We start from the raw sequence: 7048 nt of genomic DNA on the forward strand, positions 1-7048 counted from the left end.
CAACCATATCCTTGCAGGTCGGGTGCACCTTTCCTTGACCACCCTCGATGCCAGCTATTCACTCTGAATAGCGGAGGTCAACAGCTAACGGAAACTGTCCAAGCTCTGGAGGCGTGAGCGCTGGCGGCGTCGGTGGTCGTTCAGAAGAGGACCGTGGCGAGCGTGCCGACCGGTTCGAAGCCGCAGCGTTCGTACACCCGGCGGGCCGCAAGGTTGAAGTCGTTGACGTAGAGGCTGACGGTCGGGGCGACCCGGGCCAGCGCGTCGCGTACCACCGCGGCCATCGCGCCGGCGGCGATGCCCCGGCCCCGCCATTCCGGCGCGACCCAGACTCCCTGGACCTGGGCGGTCCGCTTGGTCACGACGGCCAACTCGGCCTTGAACACGACCTTGCCGTCGACGAACCGGGCGTACGCGCGGCCGGCGCGGACCAGGTCGTTGACCCGACGGCGGTAGCTGCGGCCGGCGTCCTCGGCGAGTGGGGAGACGCCGACCTCTTCGGTGTACATGGCGACGGCCGCCGGGAAGAGTCGGTCGACCTCGCCGGAGCGGACGCGGCGTACCTCTGGATCGGCCGGAACGGCCGGCGGTGTGTCGGTGGCCAGCAGCGGCTGGTTGGGGCGGACGTCGCGGGCCGGACCCCACGTGCCGGAGAGCCGGTCCCAGAGGGCGAGGACGGCGTCAGCGCGGCCGACGATCGAGGAGCAGAGCCGCTCCTCGCCCGCGAGCAGGTCGGCGAAGGCGGACACGGCGGCGTCGTTGGCGAGCACCGGCGTCAGGTTGCCGCCGAGCCAGCACAGTGATTCGAGGTTGCGCCGGGCGCCGTACCCCAGGATTCGCCCTTCGGCCCGCCACCAGGACAGCCCGCGCGCGGCGATGCGCTCGGCGACCTGCGCGCCCGCGAACGGGTCACGGTCGAGCAGGCGCTCGACCGCGCGGCGCTCCGATTCCCCCAGTTGCCGTACCGGCACCGTCAGCACGCCTACCAGCCTGCCAGATCGACCCCCCGCCCCGCCGGCCGAGTGGCGAGCCCGGTCACGGTCACCACCTCGGTGGCAGGCTGGCCGATCGGGTGCGGCCCGCTCGCCGAAGCAGGGTGAGACGGCGCCAGAACGGATGCGGGCCGCTCCCCGAGGGGGAACGGCCCGCATTCTTCAAACTGACTCAGTGCACGGTGACCGTGGGGCCGGTGACCAGCCCGCGCAGCTCCTCGGGAAGCTCGGCGCCCATCTCGTCGGCGATGCGCAGCGCCTCCTCGATCAGCGTCTCCACGATCTGCGCCTCGGGCACCGTCTTGACGACCTGACCCTTGACGAAGATCTGGCCCTTGCCGTTGCCGGACGCGACGCCCAGGTCGGCCTCGCGGGCCTCGCCCGGGCCGTTGACGACGCAGCCCATGACGGCCACCCGCAGCGGCACGGGCAGCCCTTCGAGGCCGGCGGTGACCTCCTCGGCGAGCTTGTAGACGTCCACCTGGGCACGCCCGCAGGACGGGCAGGAGACGATCTCCAGGCCGCGTTCGCGCAGGCCCAGCGACTCCAGGATCTGGTTGCCGACCTTGATCTCCTCGACCGGCGGGGCGGAGAGCGACACCCGGATGGTGTCGCCGATGCCCTCTGCCAGCAGGGCACCGAAGGCGACCGCGGACTTGATGGTGCCCTGGAAGGCCGGCCCGGCCTCGGTGACACCGAGGTGCAGCGGGTAGTCGCACTGCTCGGCCAACTGCCGGTACGCCCGGATCATCACGACCGGGTCGTTGTGCTTGACCGAGATCTTGATGTCGCGGAAGCCGTGCTCCTCGAACAGCGAGCACTCCCACAGCGCCGACTCGACCAGCGCCTCGGCGGTGGCCTTGCCGTACTTGGCCAGCAACCGCTTGTCGAGCGAGCCCGCGTTGACGCCGATCCGGATCGGCGTACCGGCGGCAGAGGCCGCTGCGGCGATCTCCTTGACCTTGTCGTCGAACTGCCGGATGTTGCCCGGGTTGACCCGGACGGCCGCGCACCCGGCGTCGATCGCGGCGAAGACGTACTTGGGCTGGAAGTGGATGTCGGCGATAACCGGGATCTGCGACTTCTTGGCGATCGCGGGCAGCGCCTCGACGTCGTCCTGGGACGGCACCGCCACCCGGACGATCTGGCAGCCGGACGCGGTGAGCTCGGCGATCTGCTGGAGGGTCGCGTTGACGTCGGAGGTGAGGGTCGTGGTCATCGACTGTACGGACACCGGCGCGCCGCCACCGACCGGCACCGAGCCGACCATGATCTGACGGCTGGCTCGGCGGGGAGCCAGTGGCGGGGGCGGCACGGCGGGCATACCGAGACTGATAGCGGTCACTTCAGGCACTCACCTTGAGAAGAGCGTGATCGGGTTGACGACGTCCGCGGCGATGGTGAGCAGTGTGAACGCGCCACCGATCAGGATCACCGCGTACGTGAAGGGCATCAGTTTGAGGTAGTCGACCCGGCCGGGGTCCCGCCGGCCGATCCGCGCGTAGATCCAGGAGCGGACCCGTTCGAACCAGGCGATGGCGATGTGGCCGCCGTCCACGGGGAGCAACGGCAGCAGGTTGAACACGCCGATGAAGAAGTTCAGCGACACGAACAGCATGAAGAAGACCAGCCAGGCGTTGTTCTGGACGGCCTCGCCGCCGAGCCGGCTCGCGCCGACGACGCTGATCGGGGTGTCCACGTCCCGCTCGCCGCCGGTGAGGGCGGTCCACAGGGCGGGGACCTTCTGCGGGATGCGCTGCAACGCCTGCGCGGTGCCGACGGCCAGTTGACCGGTGAAGTCGGCGGTGGCGCCGAACGCGCCACCCGGCCCGTACGTCACGCGGGTGGGGGTGCTGGGAACGAGGCCGACACCGAGCGCGGCCACCGGCCCGGTGGCACCGTCGGGGTTGTCCAGGGGCGGGCGCTGGGTCTGCGCGAGCACGGTGCTCGTGGTGCCGGGCTGCCCGTCGCGGACGTACGCGATCTGCGTGGTCGCCCCCGGCTTGAGGGCGCGCAGCGTGGTCAGCAGCTCACCGTAGTTACCGATCGGGGTGCCGTTGATCGAGGTGATCCGGTCGCCGTCGCGTAGCTGCGCCTGGGCGGCCGGGCTGGGGGCGTCCGTGGAGGTGCAGGCGCGCGGCGTGTTCTCCGGCACCACGCAGTCGCTGAGCTGGATGACGGCGGGTTCCTGGCGGGCCTGCGCGTCGGTGGTCGGGAAGTCGGGGTTGGGCAGGCCGGCGGAGACGGCGAGGATCCAGATGGTGATCAGCGCGAGCGCGAAGTGCGTGATCGAGCCGGCGGCCATCACGATCGTCCGCTTCCAGACCGGATAGCGCCACATCACCCGCGACTCGTCGCCCGGCTCGACGTCGTCGTCCTGCGGGGTCATCCCGACGATCTTGCAGAATCCGCCGAGGGGGATGCCCTTGAGGCCGTATTCGGTCTCACCCCGCTTGAACGACCAGATGGTGGGGCCGAAGCCGACGAAGTACTTCGTCACCTTCATCCCGAACATCTTGGCGGTGAGCAGGTGCCCCGCCTCGTGCAGACTCACCGAGACGAGGATGGCCAGGGCGAAGAGGACCACCCCGAGCAGGTACGACATCAAGCTCCTTCCACCGAACCCGCGATGATCTCCTGCGCGTGTGCGCGCGCCCACGACTCGGCCGCGAGCACGTCCCCGACGGTACCTGGTTCGGTGAAGTCCGGAGCGTCCTCCAACACGCGCTCGAGGGTGTCGACGATGCCGAGGAACGGCAGCCGGCCCGCGACGAAGGCCGCCACGCACTCCTCGTTCGCCGCGTTGTAGATCGCCGGGCGGCACCGCCCGGCCTCCCCGGCGGCCTTGGCCAGCGCGACGGCCGGGAACGCCGCGTCGTCGAGCGGCGCGAACTCCCAGGTGTGCGCGGCCGTCCAGTCGACGGCGGTGGCGGCCTCGGGCACCCGGTCCGGCCAGCCGATGCCCAGCGCGATCGGCAGCCGCATGTCCGGTGGGCTGGCCTGGGCGATCGTCGACCCGTCGACGAACTCGACCATCGAGTGGATCACCGACTGCGGGTGCACCATCACGGCGATGTCGGCGTACGGCACGTCGAACAGTTCGTGCGCCTCGATCACCTCGAGCGCCTTGTTGACCATGGTCGCCGAGTTGATCGTGACGACCGGTCCCATGTTCCAGGTCGGGTGCGCGAGCGCCTGCTCCGGTGTTACCTGCGTCAACTCGTCGCGCTGCCGACCCCGGAACGGGCCGCCGCTGGCCGTGACGATCAGCCGTCGCACCTCACCCCGCGTCCCGGAGCGCAGACACTGGGCCAGCGCCGAGTGCTCCGAGTCGACCGGGACGATCTGCCCCGGCCGCGTCACCGCGGCCTTGACCAGCGGGCCGCCGGCCACGAGCGACTCCTTGTTGGCCAACGCGAGAGTACGACCACCGCGCAGAGCGGCCAGCGTAGGAGCGAGGCCCAGCGAGCCGACCACCCCGTTGAGCACGACATCGCACGGCCACTGCGCCAACTCGGTCATGGCGTCCGGCCCGGCCACGATCTTGGGAAGTTTGAAGTCGCCGGTGGCCCAGCCGCGCCGACTCGCCTCGGCGTAGAACGCGAGTTGCAGGTCCTGGGCGGCGGACGCCTTCGCCACCCCGACCGCCTCGACTCCCAGCTCGAGGGCCTGCGCGGCGAGCAACTCGACGTTGCCTCCACCCGCACCGATCGCCACCACCCGGAACCGGTCCGGGTTGCGCCGGACGATGTCGATGGCCTGCGTGCCGATCGAACCGGTGGACCCGAGCAGGACAAGATCGCGGGGGGAAGTCACGATGCCATTCTCCCCCACCGCCGCTGCACGCCCGCTGGGAGCCTCAGCCTCCCCGCCCCCTCCGATCGACACCACATCGCCGACCTGGCGGTATCCCCATGCCCGGACACCCCCACTTCGCCGAACTCGTGTCGATCAAGGGCGTGCGAACTTCAGCCCTCCTCGGGTGAGATCGCGAAGCACCTGCTGGCGCTCAACGCCGAGATTACGGCGGGGCAGCGCCCCTACGATCCGTTCGCTGCACGCGACGGCAAGGCGGTCGCCCAGCAGCTCGGCCTGCCGATGAACTGATGCTCGGGGTGGGCTCCGGCGGGTACCGCCAGAATCTGGAGCCCACCTCGGCCCGCTCAGCTCGGGATGTCCAACCGGCCCGTTCGGGTTGCCGCGACGAAGTCGGTCCAGGCCGGAGGGCTGAAGGTCAGCACCGGCCCCTGCTGGTCTTTGCTGTCGCGTACGCCGACCGTCTCGGCGAACCCCGCCACCTCGACGCAGTCGCCCTCACCGCCGGATCGGGTCGACGTGCGCCAGACTCCGTCACGCTCCATCGGTCATCTCCTTCGCTATCGCCTCAATCAGCTCACGGGACTCGTCGACGCCCAGCGCCCGCTCGCCCAGGGAGCGCCAGGCGTCCTCGTAAATCTCGATCTCGTGAGCCTTGTCAAGGTAGACCGCGCCGCACGGCCCGTCCATGTAGATCGTGGTCGGCTCCGGCTCGCGCACGTCGGACGGGAAGTCGAGCATGGTGAAGGTGCCGGCCTGTGCCCAGCGCACCAGCCCGGCGTCGAGCGGCAGCACCCGGACGCCGATGTTGTGTTGCCGCGACGACACCACCAGGGATTCCAGTTGCCGGCCCATCGCCGCCCGATCCCGCAGCGGCCGGCGCAGCACCGCCTCGCCCAGGATCACGTCCAGGCGCGGGGCGCGGGGCACCGCCCGGGCCAGCAGGCGTTGCCGGCGCAGCCGCACGTCCACCTTCGCCTGACGGTCCGCCTCGCTCATCTGCGGGTGGTCGGTGGCGATCACCTCGGTCATGTACTCGACCGTCTGCAACAGTCCGGGGATGAGGTCCGCCTCGTACTTGCGAATGCGGGTGGCAGCGGCCTCCAGGCCGACGTAGAGCTTGAACCAGTCCTTGATCGCTTCGCCGTAGCTGTGCCACCAGCCGTGCGCCTTGGTCTCCCGAGCAAGCGCCCGCATCGTCTCGATCGTCTCCGGGGACGCGCCGTAGACGCGGCACATGGCCGCCACGTCGTTCGGGTGCATGGAGACCTGGCCGGTCTCGTACCGCCAGATGCGGGGTGCCGACCACTCCAATTCCTTGGCCGCCGCAGTGACCGTCACATACGCGTTTTCGCGAAGCTCTCTCAGATATCTGCCGAGCTGCCTCCGTGGAACCGTGCTGCCGGAGTCGTCCACGTCATCTCCCTGACTGTCGTCGCGTAAGACACCTCATCCCTTGGTCCGCATTCTGCTCCAGAAGATTGCGCTAGACCAGTTTCCAAATGACGCTCGTTGATGACCATCGACCCCGGACATCCGACCGAAGGACGGCCATGGAACCGACCGACGAACTGCCGTTGCCGCCCTACGTGACCAAAGAGGACGTCGTGTTCGCGCTGCGGGCGATCAGCGTGCACGCCGCCGAGCAGCGACCGGACGGCGAGCGCTGCCGCAAGGACGACGCCCGGCACCCGTGCCGGCTGCACCGCTGGGGCCGCCGCGTCCTACACGAGCGCGGCCTGACCGACGGGCAGATCCAGACCCTGGTGGATGGAGGAACGGTGATCCTGCCATGAGCTTCGCAACCGCGCCACGGTGGATCATCCACCTGCCGACCACTCTGACCAGCCTCGACGAGGCAACCGCCCTGGCCGTGGCGCTGTGCGACTCGCTCGGTCACCTCACCGTCGTCGACTTCGGCGAGACCACGCTCAGCGAGGAGGACGCGCAGTTCCTGCGTACGCGAGTGTTCTGTGACGCCCGGCTCGGCGGCGCGGGCCGGTGCCGGCGTCCCGACGCCCACGACGGCCCCTGCGGGCAGGTTCCCCACCGCGAGAGACGGCGTCACCCTGACCTTCCCCCGGATGGACAAGAAGAACGCCGAGGCCCTCGCGGCGGCCCTGGCACCGGTGCAGACCGCCTGACCTGAGCAGATCCGCGAGACCCTAGACGATCTATTCCAAGGGGGTCAGTGGTCGTATGCGGTCAGGGACCGTAGGACTGGCTGGTTGGTGTGCCAG

At 69.9% G+C, this 7048-nt stretch carries 8 protein-coding genes; 2 read left to right on the forward strand and 6 right to left on the reverse strand.

Features of this window, described 5'->3' with window-relative positions; all coding sequences use genetic code 11:
* Nucleotides 1-140: 140 nt before the first annotated feature.
* The 6 genes from ACLQ24_RS27845 to ACLQ24_RS27870 form a co-directional block, all read right to left on the reverse strand.
* Nucleotides 141-980: a GNAT family N-acetyltransferase gene (locus ACLQ24_RS27845; protein ID WP_425894709.1), complete on the reverse strand. Its 840-nt coding sequence runs from the start codon at nucleotides 978-980 to the stop codon at nucleotides 141-143.
* Between the two features lie 184 nt (nucleotides 981-1164).
* The gene (gene ispG, locus ACLQ24_RS27850; protein WP_355233069.1) at nucleotides 1165-2337 is read right to left on the reverse strand and encodes a flavodoxin-dependent (E)-4-hydroxy-3-methylbut-2-enyl-diphosphate synthase; all 1173 of its coding nucleotides are present in this window, start codon (nucleotides 2335-2337) and stop codon (nucleotides 1165-1167) included.
* Nucleotides 2338-2346: 9 nt separating this feature from the next.
* On the reverse strand, nucleotides 2347-3597 hold the full coding sequence (locus ACLQ24_RS27855) for a M50 family metallopeptidase (protein WP_425894710.1): 1251 nt from the start codon (nucleotides 3595-3597) through the stop codon (nucleotides 2347-2349).
* Entirely contained in the window at nucleotides 3597-4808 is a 1212-nt protein-coding gene (gene dxr, locus ACLQ24_RS27860) for a 1-deoxy-D-xylulose-5-phosphate reductoisomerase (protein ID WP_425894711.1), read from the reverse strand. The genes ACLQ24_RS27855 and dxr overlap by 1 nt, the downstream gene beginning before the upstream one ends.
* Before the next feature lie 347 nt (nucleotides 4809-5155).
* The gene (locus ACLQ24_RS27865; protein WP_425894712.1) at nucleotides 5156-5353 is read right to left on the reverse strand and encodes a DUF397 domain-containing protein; all 198 of its coding nucleotides are present in this window, start codon (nucleotides 5351-5353) and stop codon (nucleotides 5156-5158) included.
* Nucleotides 5343-6224 carry a helix-turn-helix domain-containing protein gene (locus ACLQ24_RS27870; RefSeq protein ID WP_425894713.1) on the reverse strand — a complete coding sequence of 294 codons (882 nt, stop codon included), beginning with the start codon at nucleotides 6222-6224 and terminating at the stop codon, nucleotides 5343-5345. The genes ACLQ24_RS27865 and ACLQ24_RS27870 overlap by 11 nt, the downstream gene beginning before the upstream one ends.
* A gap of 137 nt (nucleotides 6225-6361) precedes the next feature.
* Here ACLQ24_RS27870 and ACLQ24_RS27875 point away from each other — a divergent pair, with 137 nt between their 5' ends.
* Together ACLQ24_RS27875 and ACLQ24_RS27880 are read left to right on the forward strand one after the other, a co-directional pair.
* A complete protein-coding gene (locus tag ACLQ24_RS27875) occupies nucleotides 6362-6604 on the forward strand; it encodes a hypothetical protein (RefSeq protein ID WP_425894715.1) in 243 nt (80 codons plus the stop codon).
* Nucleotides 6601-6957 carry a hypothetical protein gene (locus ACLQ24_RS27880; RefSeq protein WP_425894716.1) on the forward strand — a complete coding sequence of 119 codons (357 nt, stop codon included), beginning with the start codon at nucleotides 6601-6603 and terminating at the stop codon, nucleotides 6955-6957. The genes ACLQ24_RS27875 and ACLQ24_RS27880 overlap by 4 nt, the downstream gene beginning before the upstream one ends.
* Nucleotides 6958-7048 lie beyond the last annotated feature (91 nt).

The organism is Micromonospora sp. DT4, assembly GCF_049841675.1.
GTDB lineage: Bacteria > Actinomycetota > Actinomycetes > Mycobacteriales > Micromonosporaceae > Micromonospora.

Coding starts and splice junctions, on each gene's coding strand:
- ACLQ24_RS27855 (WP_425894710.1), bottom strand. CDS start 3,597: ATGTCGTACCTGCTCGGGGTGGTCCTCTTCGCCCTGGCCATCCTCGTC.
- ACLQ24_RS27865 (WP_425894712.1), bottom strand. CDS start 5,353: ATGGAGCGTGACGGAGTCTGGCGCACGTCGACCCGATCCGGCGGTGAG.
- ACLQ24_RS27875 (WP_425894715.1), top strand. CDS start 6,362: ATGGAACCGACCGACGAACTGCCGTTGCCGCCCTACGTGACCAAAGAG.
- ACLQ24_RS27880 (WP_425894716.1), top strand. CDS start 6,601: ATGAGCTTCGCAACCGCGCCACGGTGGATCATCCACCTGCCGACCACT.